Source organism: Microcystis sp. BLCC-F210 (genome assembly GCF_042134685.1).
Lineage (GTDB): Bacteria > Cyanobacteriota > Cyanobacteriia > Cyanobacteriales > Microcystaceae > Microcystis > Microcystis aeruginosa_D.
Map to the genome: position 1 here is coordinate 3829941 of NZ_CP169647.1, position 20232 is coordinate 3850172.

Annotated in this window: 22 protein-coding genes; 15 read left to right on the forward strand and 7 right to left on the reverse strand. The window is 40.8% G+C overall.

Annotated elements, in window-relative coordinates; genetic code table 11:
* Positions 1 to 27 precede the first annotated feature (27 nt).
* Entirely contained in the window at positions 28 to 411 is a 384-nt protein-coding gene (locus tag ACE3JL_RS18510) for a Fur family transcriptional regulator (protein WP_271992372.1), read from the reverse strand.
* Positions 412 to 442: 31 nt separating this feature from the next.
* On the opposite strand from ACE3JL_RS18510, the gene purS reads away from it, so the two are divergent.
* The 9 genes from purS (at position 443) to ACE3JL_RS18555 (ending at position 7151) form a co-directional block, all read left to right on the forward strand.
* Complete coding sequence (purS, locus tag ACE3JL_RS18515; protein WP_375328094.1) at positions 443 to 718, forward strand: phosphoribosylformylglycinamidine synthase subunit PurS; 276 nt, start codon at positions 443 to 445, stop codon at positions 716 to 718.
* Between the two features lie 344 nt (positions 719 to 1062).
* Positions 1063 to 1746, forward strand: coding sequence for a phosphoribosylformylglycinamidine synthase subunit PurQ (purQ, locus tag ACE3JL_RS18520; RefSeq protein WP_375329628.1), 684 nt, complete (start codon positions 1063 to 1065; stop codon positions 1744 to 1746).
* 224 nt (positions 1747 to 1970) lie between these two features.
* Entirely contained in the window at positions 1971 to 2897 is a 927-nt protein-coding gene (locus tag ACE3JL_RS18525) for a cation diffusion facilitator family transporter (RefSeq protein WP_271992364.1), read from the forward strand.
* A 46-nt stretch (positions 2898 to 2943) separates the two neighbouring features.
* Positions 2944 to 4020 carry a dTDP-glucose 4,6-dehydratase gene (gene rfbB / locus ACE3JL_RS18530; RefSeq protein WP_271992383.1) on the forward strand — a complete coding sequence of 359 codons (1077 nt, stop codon included), beginning with the start codon at positions 2944 to 2946 and terminating at the stop codon, positions 4018 to 4020.
* A gap of 195 nt (positions 4021 to 4215) precedes the next feature.
* Complete coding sequence (locus tag ACE3JL_RS18535; RefSeq protein ID WP_271992363.1) at positions 4216 to 5610, forward strand: transglutaminase domain-containing protein; 1395 nt, start codon at positions 4216 to 4218, stop codon at positions 5608 to 5610.
* Positions 5611 to 5640: 30 nt separating this feature from the next.
* Positions 5641 to 6192, forward strand: coding sequence for a KGK domain protein (locus ACE3JL_RS18540; RefSeq protein WP_375328095.1), 552 nt, complete (start codon positions 5641 to 5643; stop codon positions 6190 to 6192).
* Between the two features lie 17 nt (positions 6193 to 6209).
* A complete protein-coding gene (locus ACE3JL_RS18545; RefSeq protein WP_002738070.1) occupies positions 6210 to 6452 on the forward strand; it encodes an HNH endonuclease in 243 nt (80 codons plus the stop codon).
* A gap of 92 nt (positions 6453 to 6544) precedes the next feature.
* Positions 6545 to 6793: a 30S ribosomal protein S16 gene (rpsP, locus tag ACE3JL_RS18550; RefSeq protein ID WP_002780060.1), complete on the forward strand. Its 249-nt coding sequence runs from the start codon at positions 6545 to 6547 to the stop codon at positions 6791 to 6793.
* On the forward strand, positions 6786 to 7151 hold the full coding sequence (locus tag ACE3JL_RS18555) for a KH domain-containing protein (protein ID WP_024970856.1): 366 nt from the start codon (positions 6786 to 6788) through the stop codon (positions 7149 to 7151). Before rpsP ends, ACE3JL_RS18555 begins: the two co-directional genes overlap by 8 nt.
* A 9-nt stretch (positions 7152 to 7160) precedes the next feature.
* Here ACE3JL_RS18555 and obgE read toward each other — a convergent pair whose 3' ends face one another.
* Genes obgE through ACE3JL_RS18570 form a run of 3 tightly spaced genes read right to left on the reverse strand, consistent with a single transcriptional unit; the run spans position 7161 to position 8919 of the window.
* A complete protein-coding gene (obgE, locus tag ACE3JL_RS18560; RefSeq protein ID WP_151695340.1) occupies positions 7161 to 8189 on the reverse strand; it encodes a GTPase ObgE in 1029 nt (342 codons plus the stop codon).
* Positions 8190 to 8233: 44 nt separating this feature from the next.
* Positions 8234 to 8701 (reverse strand): type II toxin-antitoxin system VapC family toxin, encoded by a 468-nt coding sequence (locus ACE3JL_RS18565; RefSeq protein ID WP_375328096.1) that lies wholly within the window; start codon positions 8699 to 8701, stop codon positions 8234 to 8236.
* Positions 8698 to 8919: a hypothetical protein gene (locus ACE3JL_RS18570; RefSeq protein ID WP_150978015.1), complete on the reverse strand. Its 222-nt coding sequence runs from the start codon at positions 8917 to 8919 to the stop codon at positions 8698 to 8700. Before ACE3JL_RS18570 ends, ACE3JL_RS18565 begins: the two co-directional genes overlap by 4 nt.
* A 386-nt stretch (positions 8920 to 9305) precedes the next feature.
* Here ACE3JL_RS18570 and sppA point away from each other — a divergent pair, with 386 nt between their 5' ends.
* Positions 9306 to 11117, forward strand: coding sequence for a signal peptide peptidase SppA (gene sppA, locus ACE3JL_RS18575; RefSeq protein WP_375328097.1), 1812 nt, complete (start codon positions 9306 to 9308; stop codon positions 11115 to 11117).
* A 56-nt stretch (positions 11118 to 11173) separates the two neighbouring features.
* A complete protein-coding gene (locus ACE3JL_RS18580; RefSeq protein ID WP_375328098.1) occupies positions 11174 to 13333 on the forward strand; it encodes a ComEC/Rec2 family competence protein in 2160 nt (719 codons plus the stop codon).
* Here ACE3JL_RS18580 and ACE3JL_RS18585 read toward each other — a convergent pair.
* Positions 13323 to 13853, reverse strand: coding sequence for a universal stress protein (locus ACE3JL_RS18585; protein ID WP_271992354.1), 531 nt, complete (start codon positions 13851 to 13853; stop codon positions 13323 to 13325). The genes ACE3JL_RS18580 and ACE3JL_RS18585 overlap by 11 nt on opposite strands.
* 505 nt (positions 13854 to 14358) lie before the next feature.
* Here ACE3JL_RS18585 and ACE3JL_RS18590 point away from each other — a divergent pair.
* Positions 14359 to 14745 (forward strand): hypothetical protein, encoded by a 387-nt coding sequence (locus ACE3JL_RS18590; protein ID WP_271988396.1) that lies wholly within the window; start codon positions 14359 to 14361, stop codon positions 14743 to 14745.
* A 2-nt stretch (positions 14746 to 14747) separates the two neighbouring features.
* Positions 14748 to 15692 carry an NAD(P)-dependent alcohol dehydrogenase gene (locus ACE3JL_RS18595; protein ID WP_375328099.1) on the forward strand — a complete coding sequence of 315 codons (945 nt, stop codon included), beginning with the start codon at positions 14748 to 14750 and terminating at the stop codon, positions 15690 to 15692.
* A 335-nt stretch (positions 15693 to 16027) separates the two neighbouring features.
* On the opposite strand, the gene ACE3JL_RS18600 is transcribed toward ACE3JL_RS18595, so the two are convergent.
* Positions 16028 to 17263, reverse strand: a complete 1236-nt coding sequence (locus tag ACE3JL_RS18600) for a bifunctional sterol desaturase/short chain dehydrogenase (RefSeq protein ID WP_375328100.1) — start codon at positions 17261 to 17263, stop codon at positions 16028 to 16030.
* A gap of 211 nt (positions 17264 to 17474) precedes the next feature.
* On the opposite strand from ACE3JL_RS18600, the gene ACE3JL_RS18605 reads away from it, so the two are divergent.
* Entirely contained in the window at positions 17475 to 18902 is a 1428-nt protein-coding gene (locus ACE3JL_RS18605) for a glycosyltransferase (protein ID WP_375328101.1), read from the forward strand.
* A gap of 138 nt (positions 18903 to 19040) precedes the next feature.
* Here ACE3JL_RS18605 and ACE3JL_RS18610 read toward each other — a convergent pair whose 3' ends face one another.
* Positions 19041 to 19259 (reverse strand): hypothetical protein, encoded by a 219-nt coding sequence (locus ACE3JL_RS18610; protein ID WP_271988400.1) that lies wholly within the window; start codon positions 19257 to 19259, stop codon positions 19041 to 19043.
* 27 nt (positions 19260 to 19286) lie between these two features.
* Between ACE3JL_RS18610 and ACE3JL_RS18615 the strand changes: the two genes are divergently transcribed.
* The gene (locus tag ACE3JL_RS18615) at positions 19287 to 20219 is read left to right on the forward strand and encodes an Rpn family recombination-promoting nuclease/putative transposase (protein WP_375328102.1); all 933 of its coding nucleotides are present in this window, start codon (positions 19287 to 19289) and stop codon (positions 20217 to 20219) included.
* The last annotated feature ends 13 nt before the right edge of the window (positions 20220 to 20232 follow it).

Here is a 20232-nt window from a genome sequence, read left to right on the forward strand (position 1 = left end):
GCAGTTTCAATTTAGTACATCCCACACTTAACCGGGTTGACAGTGATCGCAAAGTCCAAAAAATTCGAGAGTATGGTAATAAACCTTGAATTGGTGGGATTTTTCGAGTTTTTCTTCCAATTCGTGAACGGGACACTCATTAAAGACGATAGACCGACCGCAATGAATACAGGTAAGATGGTGTTGATCCTGCTGAACGGAACTGTAGAGGGATTCTCCTGTGACTAGGGTTCTCACCTGCACTGCACCCTGTAGCTTTAGGGATTCTAGGGCGCGGTAAACAGTGGCTAACCCCATATTTTGGTCACGCTGACGGAGTTCCACAAACAATTCCTGAGCGGATACTGCCCGATTTAAGGTTTTGAGTAAGTGGATAATGCGCTCTTGCGATCGGGTGCGTTGGGATTTCATATCAAAAAGGTCAGCGATCAAAATTAATTCTATGTCAAAAAATTATCAGTGCTTTATTTATGTTACCCTGCGTCCTTCGGTTCTCGATCCGGCGGGTACGGCGGTAGAGTCGGGACTAAAGCAATTAGGTTATGATACTGTGGCCGGGGTGCGAATTGGTAAGTATATTGAGCTTACCGTAACAGCAGCGGATGAAACCAGCGCTCGCGCGCAATTGGATCAAATGTGCGATCAACTATTGGCTAATCCTGTGATTGAAAATTATCGCTTTGATTTGCATTGTCAGGAGATAGGGGATAGAGATTAGGGGATAGGGAAATGGGGGAATGGGGAAATGGGGAAATGGGGACATGGGGAAATGGGGAAATGGGGAAATGGGGAAATGGGGAAATGGGGACATGGGGAAATGGGGACATGGGGAAATGGGGACATGGGGAAATGGGGACATGGGGAAATGGGGACATGGGGAAATGGGGACATGGGGAAATGGGGACATGGGGAAATGGGGAAATGGGGAAATGGGGAAATGGGGAAATGGGAAAATGGGGAAATGGGAAAATGGGAAAATGGGGAAATGGGGAAATTCACCCAATACCCCAACACCCATCTGATGAGAGCTTTCTGCACAATGAATTAACCAAGTTAAAAATTATGAAGTTTGGGATTATTGTTTTCCCTGGATCGAATTGCGATCGAGATGTGGCGATGGTGACGGAGGGGATTTTTCAGCAACCTACCCGCTATATTTGGCATCAAGAGACGGATTTAGGGGATGTGGATGTGATTGTGGTACCGGGGGGATTTAGTTACGGTGATTATTTGCGCTGTGGTGCGATCGCTCGTTTTTCGCCGGCGATGAAAACTGTCCGAGAAGAAGCCGAAAAAGGTAAATTAGTTTTAGGCATCTGTAACGGTTTTCAGGTATTAACGGAAATCGGGCTGCTACCCGGTGCCTTAATTCGTAATCGCGATTTACATTTTATCTGCGATCGAGTGCTGGTAAAAGTGGAAAATAATCAATCTGTTTGGACGCGGGGTTATCAACCGCAACAGGTGCTTAATTTGCCGATTGCTCACGGAGAAGGGCGTTATTATGCCGCCGAAGATACGTTAAAATCTCTAGAGGATAACGGACAAATTCTCTTTCGTTATTGTACTCCCACAGGAGAGGTAAATGAGTCTGGTAATCCTAACGGATCGTTAAATAATATTGCAGGAATTACCAATAAAGCAGGAAATGTGCTAGGAATGATGCCTCATCCCGAACGGGCTGCCGATCCGCTGCTCAATTTGACCGATGGTAGTCTATTATTTCGGGAGTTGATCAATTGTTGATGACTAGACCTCTTGTAAAAATCAAAAATTGTTGTTAGGGTTAGGAGTTAAGTAGTCAGTAGTCAGGAGAATTAAAAATGAACAATAATCAATTAAATGGGCTATTTACGGATTTTATGCAATTTAATCCTTATTTTTGCCGTTTTTAAACCATCAAATAGTTGGGTTTTTAGGGGTTTAGTTGAAATTTACCGGATGACTGATAACTGATAACTGATAATCCTGTGGCTGTTTTAAAAGATAATCGGGCTACTGTCCAAAAAGTTCTCTGGATCACCCTGCTGCTGAATATGTTGGTTATGGCGATCAAAGCGGGGGTGGGTTTGAGAATTAGTTCTTTGAGTCTGCAAGCGGATGCTCTCCATAGTGTCACCGATAGTGCTAATAATGTCTTGGGACTGATAGCGATGCGGTTTTCCTCTCCCTATCCCGATCGAGATCATCCCTACGGACATCTGAAATACGAAGCGATTGGAGCTTTAGCGATCGCTGCATTTTTGGGGATTGCCTGTTTTGAAATCTTGCAAGGGGCGATCATGCGTATTATCAAAGGCGGAAAACCCGTCGAGATTGCCGGTCCAGAATTATGGCTATTAATTATCGTTTTAGGGGTGAATATTTTTGTCACCTATTATGAAAGATCCGTGGGGCAGCGTGTCGGTAGTGTGATTTTGATTGCCGATGCTCGTCATACCATGAGTGATGTATGGGTGACAATTACAGTTTTATTGGGTTTAGTCGGGGTTTGGGTGGGTAATACGGCTAATATTTCCCAATTACAATGGTTAGATGTGATTTTGTCCTTTCCTGTTGCTTTTTTGGTGTTTAGCAGTGGTTGGAAAGTTCTCAAGGAAAATTTACCTTTGTTAGTGGATGAAATGGCGATCGCTCCTGAAGTGATTCATGAAATTGTCCTGGAGGTGCCGGGGGTGCTTAATTGTCATGCGATCGCGTCTCGGGGAGTGGTGGGAAGACAGGTATTTATAGAAATGCACCTAATTGTCTCCGCTGAAGATGTGGAAACTGCTCACGCAATCACGGAAGCGGTAGAAGCAAGATTAAGTCAACAATTTAGCCCTGTGAGAATTTTAATTCACGTTGAACCGCCAGATTATCACTCCGATCGGATCACTTTTGATGAAGAAGTGTGAAGCAAAAAAGCCTAGAATAAGTAGCGAACTTTTGCTAGAGGTGGCCATGGCGACAGAAAATCAAGCTAGAAGCATAGTAATTACTGGTGGAGCAGGATTTATCGGCTCGAATTTTGTTCATCATTGGTGCGAGAATTATCCTGAGGATCGTGTCATTGTTCTCGATGCTCTTACCTATGCGGGCAATTTGAATAATTTAGGGACACTGAAAGATAGAAAGAATTTCCGTTTTCTGCAAGGGGATATCTGCGATCAAGCTTTAGTTAATGAATTATTTGCCAGTGAAAATATCGATACGGTTGCCCATTTTGCCGCCGAATCCCATGTGGATCGATCGATTCTTGGTCCTGGGGCTTTTGTGCAAACTAATGTGGTGGGAACTTTTACTCTATTAGAAAGTTTTCGGCAACATTGGTTAAGTAATCACCAACCCGATAACTATCGTTTTCTGCACGTTTCCACCGATGAGGTTTATGGCAGTTTAGGAGTAGATGATCCAGCTTTTACCGAAACTACTCCCTATGCTCCTAATAGTCCCTATTCTGCCTCAAAAGCGGGGAGTGATCATCTAGCGAGAGCTTATTTTCATACCTACGGAATGCCGACAATTATTACTAATTGCTCTAATAATTATGGTTCCTATCATTTTCCTGAAAAATTAATTCCTTTGATGTGTATTAATATTCTTTTAGGTAAACCTTTACCCGTTTATGGTGATGGTCAAAATGTTCGAGATTGGTTATATGTGCGGGATCATTGTCAAGCTTTAGATACAGTTATTCACAAGGGAAAAACGGGAGAAACCTATAATATTGGCGGAAATAATGAGGTAAAAAATATCGATTTAGTCAGGATGTTATGTGATTTAATGGATGAATTAGCTCCCGATTTACCCGTGAAACCTGCTCAGAATTTAATTACTTTTGTCAAGGATCGCCCCGGACATGATCGCCGGTATGCTATTGATGCCAGTAAAATTCGCACTGAATTAGGTTGGCAACCCCAAGAAACGGTAGAGGGAGGATTAAGAAAAACCATTCAATGGTATCTCGATCATCGGGATTGGTGGCAACCTTTGTTATCCAAAGAATATCAAGAGTATTATGGGAAAGTTTACGGTTAGAGAAGGGTAAAAAATCTAATCTTAATTTTGGGTGTGTTAGCTAAAACTAACACACTTATTACTTTAGCTAGATTAATATTGTAATTGTCAGTGATTAAGATCACAAAAAAATCACAAAAAAATAGTTAGCTTTGAGAGATAATAGGAGCAGAGCAGACTAAGACTGGCAATCTTTACTTTTTATTAGCAGCAACCATGGCATATAAAAGAAATTATCGCCGCCGCAAGAATCGGCCATCGGGAAGGACAATTCCAGGGATTTTCATCTTTTTAGTTTTAATGTCCGTTGGGATGGCATTTAAAAACCAAAGTTCTCAACTGCTCAGTAATTTTCAATCATTTAAACCGGCAAATGACTTAATTTATAATACTAATAATCTGCAACTTTCTCAGCCAATTATTCCAGGGAATAATCCCCAAGTTAGACAGGGAAATTATCAAAATATTGATCGTCTAGCTCGCAGCATCAATTACCAAGGAAATTCTCTATCAGAATTAGCAACAATTCTATCTAAATATACCAAAACAGAAGCGGAAAAAGCCCGCATTATTTACGTTTGGATCACCCATAATATTACCTACGATGTGGCAAGTTTTTTAAGGGGTAATTACGTTGATGCTAGTCCTTATACTGTCCTCAAAAATCGTTTAGCTGTCTGTTCAGGTTATGCCAATCTTTATCAAGCTTTAGCAGAAAAAATGGGATTAAAATCAGCAGTTGTTATCGGTTATGCAAAAGGATTAGGCTATCTAGTGGGTAATTATAGTGATGCTAACCATGCTTGGAATACTGTGAGAATTAATAATGCTTGGTATCTAATTGATGCAACTTGGGGTGCGGGAGTAGTCAATAACAATCAATTTCAACGGCAATTTAATCCTCATTATTTTGCTACTCCACCCGCACAATTAATTTATAGTCATTTTCCCGAACAAACCCAGTGGCAATTATTCCCGAAAGTTTATAGAAAACCACAATTTGATTCTTGGCCGATTGTGACATCACAATTTTTTCGAGATGGTATAAAATTAGTCAATCACAAGAGTTATGATATCCAGTCTTCAGGAATGACAGAAGTTATTTTACAAGTTCCTAATCACACCCAGATTTCTGCTCAATTGCAACAAAATAATTTACCTATCAATAGCCATTTACCCTTAATTCAAAGAGTCAATGGACAAGCAATAATTCAAGTTTCCTTTCCCCAAACTGGCACTTATGATTTGATGGTTTTCTCTAAAAATAAATCCGATCAAAATAACTTTAATCATGCTTTATCCTATCGAATTACCAGCAATGCTAGGGGTGTCCCTATCCCGAAAACCTTTGCTACTTTTGAAGAAAATAATGCCTATCTTTATAGTCCCACAATAGCCAAATTAACTAAGAATCAATTGGCAAATTTTAAAATAGAAGTACCCAATGCTTTAGCTGTGGTTATCATCGATCAATCATCGGGTAACTGGACTCCTTTAACTAAGTCAGGTAATTTATTTTTCGGTAATGTTAAAGTTGGTTCAGGAAAGATAACTATCGCTGGCAAGTTTACCGAGGGTAATAACTATGCTAGTTTAGTTGAGTACGAGTAATTTGTCTTTGAGTCATTAAGGAGCAAAAAAATGAATTTTGATACTTTTAACAACTCTCGGAAAATCATTATCGAAGATGATAATAGTGTATTGATGTTTGAAGATGAAGAAGTTATTTTAGTGAGAAAATTTAGGGAAAAAATCCAAGCAGATTTTTTAAACTATATCGGCAAATATACTTCCCATGGAAGACTACGAACAGATATGCAAGATAGGTCTTCTCTATTTGGTCAAATTAATAAAATTGAATGGGTTCATTATCCGAGTGAAGGGAAGAATTGTAAATTATTAATACGGGGGGAGAAAGACTGGAGAACAGGAAAAGTTAAAACTTATGGAGAATGTACTTTTTCTAGTGTTTTAGAAAAACTGCCTAAAAAAACACCTGAACGTCCAGATTATGATGACGAATTTCTGCAGGAATTACAAAAACAGGGATTTGAGCATTTCAATGAAACTCGTCAAATAAAAATTACTCTAGAATTTATTCCCGAAAATAGCCCACTGGAACCAGAATCACCCCTAGAGGAAATTCGGCAAATGTTGCGAGAAAATACAGAAAAAACTAACTTCAATTCCTGAAAACCTAATTAGGTAATATGGCAAAAACTCCGAGAATACCGATTCCGATCGAAGTGAGAAAATATGTTTATCAAAGGGATAATTATCAATGTCAGAGTTGCGGTAAACCCGAAAAATTAGCCCAACTTTCCATAGATCATATAATTCCCTTGGCTTTAGGTGGCAGTAACGACATTAGTAACCTGCAAACCCTTTGTTTATGCTGTAATCGCCGCAAAAAAGACCATTTAGACCCTCGTTTTCGGCGTTATTTTCAATAATATCCAATGGCTGCCGACCCTTTCCTCGATCGCCACTTGTGGAAATACCGCCGGGATGAGTTAGAATCGGAAAGAAGAATTTTTGAGTAGCTATGATCAAATTACGTCTAAAACGCTTTGGTAAAAAACGCGAAGCCAGTTATCGTATCGTTGCGGCCGTTAGCACCAGTCGTCGCGATGGTCGTCCCCTAGAGGAGTTAGGATTCTACAATCCCCGCACCGATGAAGTGCGTCTGGATGAAGAAGGAATCATCCGACGCTTACAACAAGGAGCGCAACCGACGGACACCGTGCGCGGCATTCTCACCAAACAGAAAATTTTCGAGAAAATCAATGCCTAGTACCCCCAATTATCTCGAACTGGTGAAATTTATGATCGAGCCGTTTTTGGAAGATCCAGCCAGTCTGAGATTGGATATCGAGCGCTGTAAGGAAAATGAACGTCTTTGGGTGCGTGTAGCCTTCGATGATGCCGATAAAGGCAAAGTTTACGGCCGGGGAGGACGCAATTTACAGGCGATTAGAACTACCCTAGAAATGGCGGCCGCGAGTGCGGGTCGCTCTCTTTATCTAGAAGTCTATGCGGCCGAAAATGAAGGCGAACAGCGCCGCACCCGTCGTTCTAATGGTAACTTTGAAGGTACGGAAAGAAGACCGAGTAATCGACGACCACCCGCACCCCGGCAGCTCAACAACTAACGAGCGATTTTAGGAAAACAGGGAAGGGGTTTCATCCTCGACCCTCTCCAGTTGCTCTAATTGCTGCCAAACTTTGGCGAGTAGAGTGGTTAATCCGGCTCCTGTTACGGCGGAAATAGTCAAAATCTCGGCATTGGTTATTTTAGCAAACTGCTTTTGATAGTTATCTATCGTTTCCTCGTCCACAGCATCAATTTTGTTGAAAACCAGTATTTGCGATCGCTTTTCTAAGCCTCGACCATAGGCGGCTAATTCCCCTTGGATAATTTGATAATCGGCGATCGGGTCTTCTGCTGTCAAGGAGACAAGATGAATTAACAGGCGTGTGCGTTCGATATGGCGTAAAAATTCGTGTCCTAGGCCGATTCCTCGGTGCGCTCCCTCGATTAATCCTGGAATATCGGCGAATACTGTCCCGTCTCCTGTGGGTTTGCGTACCACTCCCAAGTTAGGGATAAGAGTCGTAAAGGGATAATCGGCGATTTTGGGACGAGCAGAGGAAACGGCCGAGATTAGGGTGGATTTTCCCGCATTGGGCAGCCCGATCAGTCCCACTTCCGCTAATAACTTCAATTCTAGGCGTAAATGACGTTTTTCTCCGTCTAAACCGGGTAAAGCGTATTCGGGTGCGCGGTTATTATTGCTTAAAAAGTGGCGGTTGCCTAATCCTCCTTTTCCCCCGGCAGCGACGATTAAAGTCTGTTCGGGAGTGACCAAATCGCCGATAATTTCCTCGCTATCGAGATCGTAAACCACTGTACCACAGGGAACTTTAATAATGCGATCGCTACCGTTGGCTCCGGTGCAGTTGTTCGGACCGCCCCGTTTACCGTCATCGGCCTTAAAATAGCGACTATACTGGAAATCTAGCAGGGTTTGCAGGTTCTGAGTCGCCACAAAAATCACCGAACCACCTTTTCCCCCATTCCCTCCGGCCGGACCGCCTGCGGGGACGTATTTTTCCCGACGGAAAGCGACAATTCCATCACCTCCCTTACCCCCTTCCACTTCTATTTCGGCGCGATCAATAAACTGCATAAGATTAAGTAGTTAAAGTGAAAAAATGATCAAGCTGAAAGCTTTTATAGGTTAATATCTTGCCAATTTAAAGCTTCTGCAAATCCCTGAAAATGTTTGACATTAGTAGTAGCGATGACTAGATAACGACTCGGATATTGTTTTTTTAATAACTGCCAATGAGCAAGAATAATAATATCTACGTCAATATTGTAATTATCAGCCGTTTGTTTGCCAATCTTTCGAGTTTCTACCCAAATTTGTGACGATGCTAACATCACATCGGTATCTAAATTTAAAAAATCAATCACATTGCGTAATTCATTAAGATTATCTAGGCTATTAAAGGAATTTTTTTTGACCGATTCTAATAATAGGCTTCTTCTGACTTCATAATCACAGATATCGGAACTAACTACATAAACGCCTTTAGACAAAAGTGAATAAAGCCAGTCTTCGCATTCAGCTGATTTACCCGCTTTTTTAGGATGAGTTAATAAACCCAAAACCCCCGAATCGATAAAGACAATCATCCTTGGCTATAAAGCTTTGAACCCAAAGGACGAGCATTATCAATCGCGGTCTGAAAATTGAGCAAACACTGGGAAATTTCTTGGTCTTGCTCATCGGTTATTTGTGACCGTTTTTGTCGTCTTTGTTCTAAGATAGCCAAAGCCGAACGATTTCGTTTAATTTGTTCTTTTCGATCCCAATCCGGATAATTGACGAGTTTGGGTTTTAATTGATTCATCTCTTTTAAGTAGGTAGGTGTTAAAAATTGCCAGACATCCCCCTTATCAAGGGGGGAAGGGGGGATCAAAGACAGAATCTATCTTCAATTTAATTGATTCATCTCTTTGACTGGAAATTGTCTATCACAATCTTAGCCGATCCCTTGACCAAGAACAAGAGGTAACAGGCCTCCCCTTTCAAGGGGATGAAAATTCAAATCTTGCTGATTTCAAGCTACCGACGACCGGTGATAGTCACTGATAACTGATAACTGAAATGATACCTCACAACTCCAATCACTATCCCCAAGATTTTTAGTACATTTGTTTGCTAACAAAAAAACTTGTTTCTGGGCGGGGAATCCCTACAATAGGAAACAGGATAATTAGTAGCAGATGAAAACCGATGGGACAGTTTTTTAAACAAACCTTCGCTAGTTGCTTGGGAACTTTATTGGGATTATTGGTGTTTTCGTCTTTAGGTGTGGGGGGATTGGCATTTTTACTGCTTTCCTTGCTTATTTCTAGCGATAGCTCCTCAGTTAAGGAAAAATCAGTCTTAGTTTTTAACTTAGCCACCAATATCAGCGATGCTCCTCCTAGTTCTAGTTTAGCCGATAGTTTGACCGGTGAGAGTGCGACCACTTTAAATTTGCGACAGGTGATAGCGGCGATCGAAAAGGCCGCCCTGGATGATAATATTGTCGGTCTGTTACTCTATGGTCGCGACAATATCGGTGAATATGGCTATGCTACCCTGACGGAAGTGCGGCAAGCTTTGGCAAAATTTCGTCAATCGGGTAAAAAAATTATCGCCTACGATATGGAATGGACGGAGAAGGAATATTATCTCGCTTCCGTTGCTGAAAAGGTGATTATTAATCCCGTCGGGAGAATGGAAATTAATGGTTTAAGTAGTCAGCAAACCTTTTTTGCCGATGCACTAGAAAAGTATGGTGTGGGGGTACAAGTGGTGAAAGTGGGTTCTTTTAAGGGTGCAGTTGAACCCTATACGCGTCAGGATTTAAGTATCCAGAATCGTCAGCAGCTGCAAACCCTACTCGATACAATTTGGTCTAATTATAGTTCCACAGTGGCCAAAAGTCGCAATTTAACCCCCCAACAGGTGCAAACTATTTCTGATACTCAAGGTATTCTGGAAGCAACCACGGCGAAAAAGGCGGGTTTTGTTGATGAAGTGGCCTATTTAGATCGAGTAATTGCTTTAGCAAAAGAGTTGACAGGAGAAGCAAAAAATCAAACTAATCAAGAGGAAGATTCTAGCTCTTTCTCGCAGATTTCTTTAGCTAATTATGCTAGTTCTCTTGATGAGGACGAAGATAGTAGCAATCAAATAGCGATAGTTTATGCAGAAGGGACAATCGTAGAAGGTCAGGGAGATAGAGGCGAAATTGGTGGGGATAAATTGGCGAAGGAACTGCGAAAATTACAGGGGAAGGAGGCGGTGAAAGCGGTAGTTTTGAGAATTAATAGTCCGGGGGGAAGTGCCACCGCTTCTGAGGTAATTCTACGGGAAATTAAGCGTTTAGATGCGAAAAAACCAGTAATTATTTCTATGGGTGATGTGGCAGCTTCTGGGGGTTATTGGATCGCCATGGGGGGTCAAAGAATTTTTGCCGATAATGATACAATTACTGGTTCGATTGGTGTGTTTGGATTATTGTTAAATATTCAGAAGATTGCTAATAATAATGGCATCGATTGGGATACGGTTAAAACTGGAAAATTGGCCGATATATCTACTATTACCAGACCGAAAAATCCCCAAGAATTAGAAATTTATCAAGGGGCAGTTAATCAGTTTTATGATTTATTTATCGAGACGGTGGCCCAGGGGCGAAAATTATCCCCAGACAAGGTTAGACCTGTGGCCCAAGGTCGCGTGTGGACGGGAAAAGATGCGGTTAAAATTGGTTTAGTTGATCAAATCGGTGGTCTAGAAGCGGCAGTACAATACGCAGCCAAAACAGCTAAATTAGGGGATGATTGGAGTATTAAAGAATATCCTCGATCGCAAAGTTGGCAAGAAGAACTTTTTTCTAATTTCTTGCAAACCTATCTTCCTCCTCTCACTAAAAATAATTACCCTTTGACGCAGGAATGGCAAAATTTTCAGCAGGAATTATTGAAGTTACCTACATTTAATGATCCCCATAGTGTTTATGCTAAGTTACTTTTTAATCTCGATTTTCGCTGATATTAGGTAAAAATAATTGCCGCTAATTCTGAAATTATTTGACGACAAAAATTTCTATGAATCGCCCTAATAGCGTTATTCTTGGTTTAGCCTATATTCTGGGATTATTATCTACAGGTCTGCTAGATTTTAGTCCCCAGTTAAACCGATGGCAGGAAGTGGTAATTAGAATTGTTATTATTAGTCTAATTACCCTGTTAACCACAACTTTTATCCGTCGTTTTTGGTGGCAAAGTCCCCCGAAAAAAATTTGGCTGATAGCGGGATTAATAGCTATCTTTGCCGTTGTTTATCTGGAAATTCGCACTCCTTACCCCAGCGCAAATGATATCAGTAATCTTTTAAAAAATAATGTAGTTAACTCTATTAAAATCACGGGTAATATTATATCAGAAATTCGTCTCAATCGCCGAGAAAATTTACAATTTTGGTTAGAAGTAAAGGAATTTAGCATTAGGAATTTACCCACAAAAAAATCCGAGGGTAAACTCTACGTTACTCTACCCAATCTAGCAAAAAATCAGGTTTATCCCGGACAAGAAATAACAATTAAAGGATTACTTTATCGTCCCCGTCGTGCCAATAATCCTAGTGCTTTTGACTTTGCTAATTATCTAGCGCGTCGGGGTGCTTTTGCTGGTTTAAAAGGGGAAATAATTATCAATAAAAAGTCACCGACTTGGGGAGTTTGGCAGATTCGTCAGCGCATTGTTGAGGCACAAATTCAAGGACTAGGCCAAGAAAAAGGGACTTTATTAAGTTCGATTACCCTCGGACGACAAGCGGTTAATTTACCAGCAAAAATCACCGATTTATTTATTAAAACTGGATTGGCTCACATTTTAGCAGCTTCTGGCTTTCATGTGTCTATTTTGTTGGGGTTTGTTTTAACTATTACTCGCAATTTATCCCCTAAAAAACAGTTTATTATTGCCGTTACTATCTTAATGATTTATGGCACTTTAACAGGGTTACAACCTTCAGTTATGCGGGCGATTTTGATGGGAATTGGGGCATTAATCGGGCTGCTTTATAATCGACAAGTTAATAGTTTAGGTTCCCTGTTACTAGCGGCTACAATTCTATTATTATGGCAACCTCTCTGGATTTGGGATTTAGGATTTCAGTTAAGTTTTTTGGCGACTTTGGGATTAATTATTACCGTTCCCTTACTGAAAAATAAAATTGACTATTTCCCTAATTTAATCGCTGAACCTGTAGCTATTAGTCTAGCTGCTACTCTCTGGACTATGCCTTTATTAATGTTTACATTTAACTCGATCGCTCTTTATAATATCCCCATTAATATTATCACAACTCCCCTAGTTACCCTAATTAGTTTAGGAGGAGTTTTTACTGCTTTTTTAGGCTTAATTTATCCCCCTTTGGGCAGTATCGGCGCTAGTATTCTCTATTACCCTCTAAAGTTATTACTGCAAATTACCAACTTTTTTAGTCTGCTTCCTTTTAGTACCTACTCCACGGGTAAATTATCTTTAGGAGTGATGTTAATTATTTATATTTGCCTTACCTTAATCTGCTGCAATCTCTGGTTGCGTCAACGGTGGCATTTAGTCGGTTTATTTATCCTCACTTTAATTTTAATACCGATTATTTATCAACATTTTACTTTAACTCAGGTGACAGTTTTAGCCACCAAATCGCAACCAGTAATAATTATTCAAAATCGAGGAAATACTCTCTTAATTAATGGGGAGGAACCCGCAACAGCACGTTATACAGTTTTGCCTTTTTTGCGACAGGAGGGAATTAATCAAATACAAGGAGCAATAACCGTCAATAATTCGGCGCAATTCTCAACTATCAGTGAGGACATACCAATCAAAAAAACTATTACTTTATCCCAGTTAGAAAAATTTAATTTTGGCGAAATTACTGGACAATTGATCGAGAAAAATTTATTTAAATTTCAGGTAAAAAATCAATCTTGGCTATGGATTATCAACCCGAAAATTCCCGTTAACTTATCCCAAAAATTTAGCCCCCTAGTGTTATTATGGCAGGGAAGCAATCTAGATAAACAATGGTTAGAGTCAATTCGACCGCAAACAGCGATCGCTGTCACTAATAATCTCTCCCGCAATGCCAGAAATCAACTGAGAAAAGCCCGGATTAAGACTTACTGGACCGGGAGAGATGGTGCAATTCAATGGACAGCAAAAAATGGATTTCAACCCTTTCTAATTAATGAGTGATGTGTATCACCAAAACTGAACAGGGAGCATGATGTACCACATAATTACTGACACTACCTAAGATTAACTCAGATAAACCCGATCGACCGTGACGACCAACAATAATTAAATCTATCCCTTCCTGCTGGGCAACTTGACAAATTTTCTGTCCCGGATCACCGATATAATAATCAGCCTTGGCCGTGATATTATCTTCCTTAGCTCGATCGACTAAACCGTTTAACCAAGCTTGTAATTCCCCTTGCATTTCTTCGGTGATTTGTTGTTCTAAGGCGATCATATCGGGGGGATAACCACCACCATAACCGATCAGATTACCATAAATAAAAGTTTCCGTGTAGGGTGTCAAAGGTTTAGACAGACTATAAACAATTCGCAACTCACTAGCGTAGGTTTTCGCTAAGAGAATAGCCGCATTCAAAACCTCTGGAGTGGGATCTTGATAATCCACAGCCACGAGAATTTTATTATAGAGTTTGTTGGTATCCCGATCGACTGAGATTGTTTCCGTATTATCCATAGAATTAGCCTCCTCGATAGTAGATAAGTACCTAAGCAAAATTAATTACACATATCTAACCCCCTCTTGCCTTTTGCCTCTTGCCTTTTGCCTATCTTTACTAGGAAATTAATTTTGCACGACTACTTAACGTCAGGGTTGAAGTTAATCTTTTTTCCCACCGGCTGCCAGCAATACCCTGGATCGCTGACGATCCCCTACCTCTAGTGTGACATTTTTCGGATAATGTAGCTAAATCCCCAAAAAAATTAACAATTTACCCCACTGTCACCCCTGTCCTCACTTATGGCAGTTATTTTAATGGTGAGGTATGAGGTTTTCGTTTTGAGGAGACTCCGAGACGCTCCCCGATCTGATCATACTTCATCTTTATGAGAAAAGCCATAACTAGAAAAATGGTCAATTAATGGGATAAATGCAATTTTTGTCTTTTTCTCTTGCCTTGAGAGATTTGCCTACAGCTAAAGTGTATAATCCAATTAGAGCGAGTTCTAAACCCACAGCTATGATTAGTCGCTACATTGTCCTATGGCTCCCGATGATCGTAATAGGAATTAGTAACGGTATTCTCAGGGAAAGCACCTACGGAAAATATCTCGATGAATTACGCGCTCATCAAATTTCTACCCTGACAGGAATTCTCTTTTTTAGTCTTTATATTGGCACTCTTGTCTATTTTTGGGGTCTAGAATCGTCCGGTCAAGCAATTACCATCGGTTTAATTTGGTTAGTATTAACAGTAGGTTTTGAGTTTCTGTTCGGCCATTTTATCGTCGGTCACTCTTGGTCAAGATTAGGTCAAGATTATAATCTTTTAGCGGGACGAGTTTGGATTTTTGTTCTCTTGGTCATCACTTTTGCTCCCTTACTATTTTATCAACTTTTTTCTTAATTATGAAAGCTATTATCATTAATCGCTATGGCGATAGTAATGTTCTCCAATACACAGACATAGAAAAGCCAATTCCCCAAGGAAAAGAAGTCTTAATTAAGATTATGGCAGCGGGAATTAATCCGATTGATTGGAAGATTCGTCGGGGAATGCTCAAAATAGCCACAGGTAATAAATTTCCCCTGCAATTAGGTTTTGATTATGGGGGAATTATCGTTGAAAAAGGCAGTCAGGTGGAACAATTTCAGAACGGAGATGAGGTTTTTGGTTTTCTCAATCAATTACCTGGTAGAACCTATGCTGAATATGCAATTATTCCCGCTTCCCTATTAGTTAAAAAACCGCATAATCAGAGTTTTATTGAAGCTGCTGCCACTCCTTTGGCTGCTTCTACCGCTTTGCAAGTCTTGCGCAATTTTGGCAATATTCAAGCAGGAAATCGGATTTTAGTTAATGGTGCATCGGGAGGAGTGGGTAGTTTTGCTGTGCAGATAGGAAAAATTTTCTCCGCAGAAGTAGATGGAGTTTGTAGTAGTAAAAATATCGATTATGTCACCTCTTTAGGAGCAGATAAAGTTATAGATTATACCCAAGAAGATTGGAGAAAAACTGAGCAGAAATATGATATAATCTTCGATGCTGTGGCTAAGTCTTCTTTTTGGCACTGTCGTCAGCTTTTAAAACCCCAAGGCACTTATATAACCACCCTACCAAATCCCAGAATTATCCTTTTAAATTATCTCACTTCTTGGTTGCCCCAAAAAGGGAAACTGATATTTTTTGCTCAAGCACAAGCGTCTGACTGGCAATTTCTCAAAGAAGCGATCGAATCGGGAAAATTAACTGTTAGAATCGATCGCACCTATACTTTTTCCCAGGTGATAGAAGCTCATAATTATAGTGAATCGGAAAGAGTGAGCGGAAAAATAGTCTTGATCCCCGATTAAGGATAAATAGTTAGGGATTGCTGAATAAATCTAAAAACCTTGTTAGGTAACACTTTTAGACCTTTTGTCAATCAAAAAGTACCAGATATGGGAGTGATCGGGGGGAAAATTCAGGTACTTTTTCCCTGAAAATTATGTAAGTGCGTGGGTGGAATTAAATATAAGATGAACGTAGGTTGGGTTGAAGCATGAAACCCAACGCCCGCATGGGTTACGCTACCGCTAACCCATCCTACAAATAATTGTTCCTCCCTACTTAATTGACCTCCTGAAAATCGATAAAACCCCACACCCCACACCCTGCCCCCGGGAAAAGCTTTTTCAGCAAACCCTAGTTAGGGGTTTTCCTGATTTTTGGGGGAACGAGTAAATAGTTTTAAGTAGGTAGAAACAGAGAATTCCTTAATTGGAAAGGTGATAAAAGTCAAGGGATTAATAGTAATAATAATATTGCGGCTATCCCTTTGTACCGCCTTGATAATCTGTTTAGCCACCCAATCGGCGGACATAATACCCACAGGATTTAAATTACTCTTAAAAGGGCCAAGAATTAGCTTTCTTACCACACAGGGAGCATCTAAACGACGCAGGGTAATCATATCACCGATCGCTCGTTTACTGAGTTCGTAGAGGGGACTAAAGGCAGGATTAACCTCCGCTTCCGAGGTATTCACCCAGACTTCCTTGCGAGCAATTTGCTCGTTAGTGCGGACAGTTTTAAAGAATAATTCCATTAAACGCCAGACGGAAAAAGTATTCACTTGGTAGGCTAATTCGATCGCTTCTGGGGTTCTTTGGCCGTGGACATTAACGCCATGATTTAAAATCAGTATATCTACAGACTTAAATAGGTTCTCAAGTTGCGTTTCTTCACCGATTTGCCATTTTACGGTTTTTACAGGTACTGATTCGCCGTTAATTTCAATAGCGATCGCATTTTCCCCAGAAGTGAGCGCGATCACCTTGGCTCCCTTCAGTTGTAGGTACTTTAACAGCGATCGCCCTAAAGTTCCATTCGCTCCGGTAATGGCGATCGTTTTACCCTTGAGAGAAAGTGCCGTCCCCATCAATTTATCCATAAAGGTGAAAGTTCCACAATAATAAGCCTTTTGGTTATCAAAATGGTGTCGCCAGTGGTAAGTACGATTAACGCGCCATTGAGCCGGTAAACTCTCAAATTGTCCCGGACGATGGGTTAAATCGGTTAATTCGTCCAAATTGGCGATACCTAAACCTCGACCGATCGCCGTACTGAGAAAAGCCAAAGTATAAAGGGAACCTAACCAACCCAACCAAGGGCGATCGAACCCCCAAGAGTAGGCCAATAGTACAGGTAAAACACTGGCAGCCAACATCACCAAGGCCTCCGGTACATCATTGTACCAGTGGGCCCGACGATAAATTTCCTCGCTCATTACCGACAGATCGGGACGAAAAACCCGATGATGCCAGACGTGCAGACGATAAAGGGGCTGCCAATGGTGGGCTAGAGCATGATAGCAATCACGCACGATCTCCACCCAAATAATTGAGCCACAAATCAGTCCGACACAGAGGAGCAGGTTTGACATAGGGGATAAATGTTAAATTTTCTCAACGAATGTAAACAAAGCAATCTTAACCGAAAAAGCGCATTTATCGGGTAAAAAGAACCAATAGCCTGAAAAACTGGGGTTTCTTTCCCGAAAAAACTTAAGATTCTGTTAAAAATTTTAACAATTTTCGGTAAGATAAAGCAAGAAATAAGCTTCTATTTGAACAGTTACTTAACCTGAGTCGATTATGGCAGAAAATTATTGGTCGCGAGAGGATGATAACGAAGAATTAGACCCGATTGGTTCCCTCCTATCTGACTGGTCCGATCCCGAAGATGAGGAGGACGAATTTAGGAGCGAAATTTTTCAAGGCCGATCGGGACGCAGACAGAAAGCGGCTTTTAGCCTCATGGCGATCTGGACAATAATTATCGGACTTCATTGGCTGAGTTGGGGATATTGGGCAATTATCGCCCTAACTATAGTACTATCGGGGCAAGCTTTGCGGCTGCTGTTCACGAAACCAGAAACGCCACCAATTCCTTTGCTAGATCAGGATTTAGCCTCTGTCCCCAGGGTTTCCCTCTTAGTAGCGGCCAAAAATGAAGAAACCGTAATCACGAAACTGGTTAATTATCTCTGTCATCTAGACTATCCCCAAGATAAGTTAGAAGTTTGGATCGTCGATGACTATAGCACCGATAACACCGGTGCAATTCTCGATCGCCTTGCTTTAGAATATCCCCAATTACAAATTCTCCATCGTGCTGCTAATGCCGGAGGTGGCAAATCTGGCGCCTTGAATCAGGTTTTATCCCTGACTAATGGGGAAATTATCGGCGTATTCGATGCGGATGCGGGATTATCCTCCGATTTACTGCGTCATGTGGTCCCAATGTTCGACGATCGAGAAGTGGGTGCGGTACAGGTGCGAAAAGCGATCGCCAATGCCGCCGAAAACTTCTGGACAAAAGGACAAGCGGTGGAAATGATCTTTGATAGCTGTTTTCAACAGCAACGGATCGCAGTGGGAGGGATCGGAGAATTGCGCGGAAATGGTCAATTTGTCCGTCGTAGTGCCTTAAATCGTTGCGGGGGTTGGAATGAACAAACGATCACCGACGATCTTGATTTAACTATTCGTCTCCATATCGATAATTGGAAAATTAATGTCTTAAATTTTCCCGCAGTAGCGGAAGAAGGGGTGACAACTGCGCTCGCTTTATGGCATCAGCGCAATCGTTGGGCCGAAGGTGGTTTTCAGCGTTATCTCGACTATTGGAAAGCGATTTTAAAGTCTCCCATGCCTTGGCCGAAAAAGTTTGATTTAATTGCTTTTTTGATCGTTCAATATATCTTACCTGCGGCCGCTATTCCCGATCTTTTAATCACTATTACCCAGCATCAAGCTCCGATTTTAACTCCTTTAACTGGTTTGGCTCTTTCCCTTTCTGTCTGGGGGATGGTGACAGGATTAATCCGAGTTAATACGGGTAAAAAATTGACTTTTGCTCTCGGTTTGGACATCCTTGCTCAAACCATTCGCGGCATGATTTATATGATGCACTGGTTTATTATTATTCCCAGTGTCAGCCTGCGGATGGCTTTGCGTCCTAAACGTTTAAAATGGGTGAAAACCGTTCATCTGGGGGAACATCTCCGCGCCGAAGTTTAATTTTCGAGGATAGACTCCCAAAACTTTGGCCTTATCAGACTCGAAATCCCCTGTCAGTCAAGGTTACAGCCTTTGGAACCCCCTTTCGGAAAAATTTCCAATTTCCTTAATCATGCTTGCTACCAATAATGTGTTAATTTAGATACAGAATTGAATTCCGTGACAGCACTGGGGTGGCGAAAAGCGCTCGCTCCAGTTTTTTTTCTCGAGAAAACGGGTTTCTTCAAGAAACCCGTTTTCTGTGGGGTTTTTTGCGGGAAGCATCCCCCTTTCCTTGTAGGTTAAGGGGGTGAGATCATAATAATCCGTTGCCAAAACCGACTTTTCAGAATACAATAGAGAATAGTAGTCATTCATCGCTCAGATTCGTTAAGATGATATTACATGACTAACAATATTGACCATGATCGCTTATTTAAGGAGTTAATCTCCACCTTTTTTGTCGAATTTATCGAGTTATTTTTTCCTCAATTGATGGATTATTTAGATAGGGACTCGATTACTTTTTTAGACAAAGAAGTATTTACCGATGTCACGGAAGGAGAAAGGTATGAAAGCGATTTAGTCGCACAAGTTAGGTTTCGAGGAAAGGAATCTTTTTTTCTGATTCATGTAGAGGCACAGGAAAGTTCCCGCAAGTGGTTTAATCGGCGAATGTTTACTTATTTTGCTCGCTTTCATGAGAAATTTGTCCTACCGATTTATCCGATTGTAATTTTTTCTTATTCAAAGCCAAAAAGAGAAGCGATTAGTCAATATGTAGTCGATTTTCCCGATTTTAAGGTATTAGAATTTAACTATCAAGTAGTGCAGTTAAATCGATTAAATTGGCGAGATTTTCTCAATCAACCGAATCCAGTTGCTTCAGCTTTGATGGCTAAGATGAACATTGCCCAGAAAGAGCGAGCCAAGGTAAAAGCGGAATGTCTGCGCTTGTTAATTACTTTAAGGTTAGATGCGGCGAGAATTCAATTAATTTCTGGATTTATTGATACATATCTCAATCTAAATCCGGTGGAAGAGAGACAATTTCAAGAAGAGATTAGCACATTTAGTCAACCCGTACAGGAGGGAGTTATGCAAATTACCACCAGTTGGATGCGTCAAGGTATCGAACAAGGTATTGAACAAGGTATTGAACGGGAAAAGACATTGATTCTTCGTCAACTTAAACGCAAGTTAGGGGAGATTAATCCTTCATTGGAAACTCAAATCATGCAGTTAAGTATTGATGATGTTGAAGTATTAGGAGAAGCTTTATTCGATTTCTCTAAGGTTGAAGATTTAATCAATTGGTTAAATACTTTAACTGCCTAGTTGTCACGTTAGC

What these genes read in the sequence shown, in the direction of transcription:
- ACE3JL_RS18510 (WP_271992372.1), bottom strand. Translation starts at nt 411, where the DNA reads ATGAAATCCCAACGCACCCGATCGCAAGAGCGCATTATCCACTTACTC.
- purS (WP_375328094.1), top strand. Translation starts at nt 443, where the DNA reads ATGTCAAAAAATTATCAGTGCTTTATTTATGTTACCCTGCGTCCTTCG.
- purQ (WP_375329628.1), top strand. Translation starts at nt 1,063, where the DNA reads ATGAAGTTTGGGATTATTGTTTTCCCTGGATCGAATTGCGATCGAGAT.
- rfbB (WP_271992383.1), top strand. Translation starts at nt 2,944, where the DNA reads ATGGCGACAGAAAATCAAGCTAGAAGCATAGTAATTACTGGTGGAGCA.
- ACE3JL_RS18535 (WP_271992363.1), top strand. Translation starts at nt 4,216, where the DNA reads ATGGCATATAAAAGAAATTATCGCCGCCGCAAGAATCGGCCATCGGGA.
- ACE3JL_RS18540 (WP_375328095.1), top strand. Translation starts at nt 5,641, where the DNA reads ATGAATTTTGATACTTTTAACAACTCTCGGAAAATCATTATCGAAGAT.
- ACE3JL_RS18545 (WP_002738070.1), top strand. Translation starts at nt 6,210, where the DNA reads ATGGCAAAAACTCCGAGAATACCGATTCCGATCGAAGTGAGAAAATAT.
- rpsP (WP_002780060.1), top strand. Translation starts at nt 6,545, where the DNA reads ATGATCAAATTACGTCTAAAACGCTTTGGTAAAAAACGCGAAGCCAGT.
- ACE3JL_RS18555 (WP_024970856.1), top strand. Translation starts at nt 6,786, where the DNA reads ATGCCTAGTACCCCCAATTATCTCGAACTGGTGAAATTTATGATCGAG.
- obgE (WP_151695340.1), bottom strand. Translation starts at nt 8,189, where the DNA reads ATGCAGTTTATTGATCGCGCCGAAATAGAAGTGGAAGGGGGTAAGGGA.
- ACE3JL_RS18565 (WP_375328096.1), bottom strand. Translation starts at nt 8,701, where the DNA reads ATGATTGTCTTTATCGATTCGGGGGTTTTGGGTTTATTAACTCATCCT.
- ACE3JL_RS18570 (WP_150978015.1), bottom strand. Translation starts at nt 8,919, where the DNA reads ATGAATCAATTAAAACCCAAACTCGTCAATTATCCGGATTGGGATCGA.
- sppA (WP_375328097.1), top strand. Translation starts at nt 9,306, where the DNA reads ATGGGACAGTTTTTTAAACAAACCTTCGCTAGTTGCTTGGGAACTTTA.
- ACE3JL_RS18580 (WP_375328098.1), top strand. Translation starts at nt 11,174, where the DNA reads ATGAATCGCCCTAATAGCGTTATTCTTGGTTTAGCCTATATTCTGGGA.
- ACE3JL_RS18585 (WP_271992354.1), bottom strand. Translation starts at nt 13,853, where the DNA reads ATGGATAATACGGAAACAATCTCAGTCGATCGGGATACCAACAAACTC.
- ACE3JL_RS18590 (WP_271988396.1), top strand. Translation starts at nt 14,359, where the DNA reads ATGATTAGTCGCTACATTGTCCTATGGCTCCCGATGATCGTAATAGGA.
- ACE3JL_RS18595 (WP_375328099.1), top strand. Translation starts at nt 14,748, where the DNA reads ATGAAAGCTATTATCATTAATCGCTATGGCGATAGTAATGTTCTCCAA.
- ACE3JL_RS18600 (WP_375328100.1), bottom strand. Translation starts at nt 17,263, where the DNA reads ATGTCAAACCTGCTCCTCTGTGTCGGACTGATTTGTGGCTCAATTATT.
- ACE3JL_RS18605 (WP_375328101.1), top strand. Translation starts at nt 17,475, where the DNA reads ATGGCAGAAAATTATTGGTCGCGAGAGGATGATAACGAAGAATTAGAC.
- ACE3JL_RS18610 (WP_271988400.1), bottom strand. Translation starts at nt 19,259, where the DNA reads ATGAATGACTACTATTCTCTATTGTATTCTGAAAAGTCGGTTTTGGCA.
- ACE3JL_RS18615 (WP_375328102.1), top strand. Translation starts at nt 19,287, where the DNA reads ATGACTAACAATATTGACCATGATCGCTTATTTAAGGAGTTAATCTCC.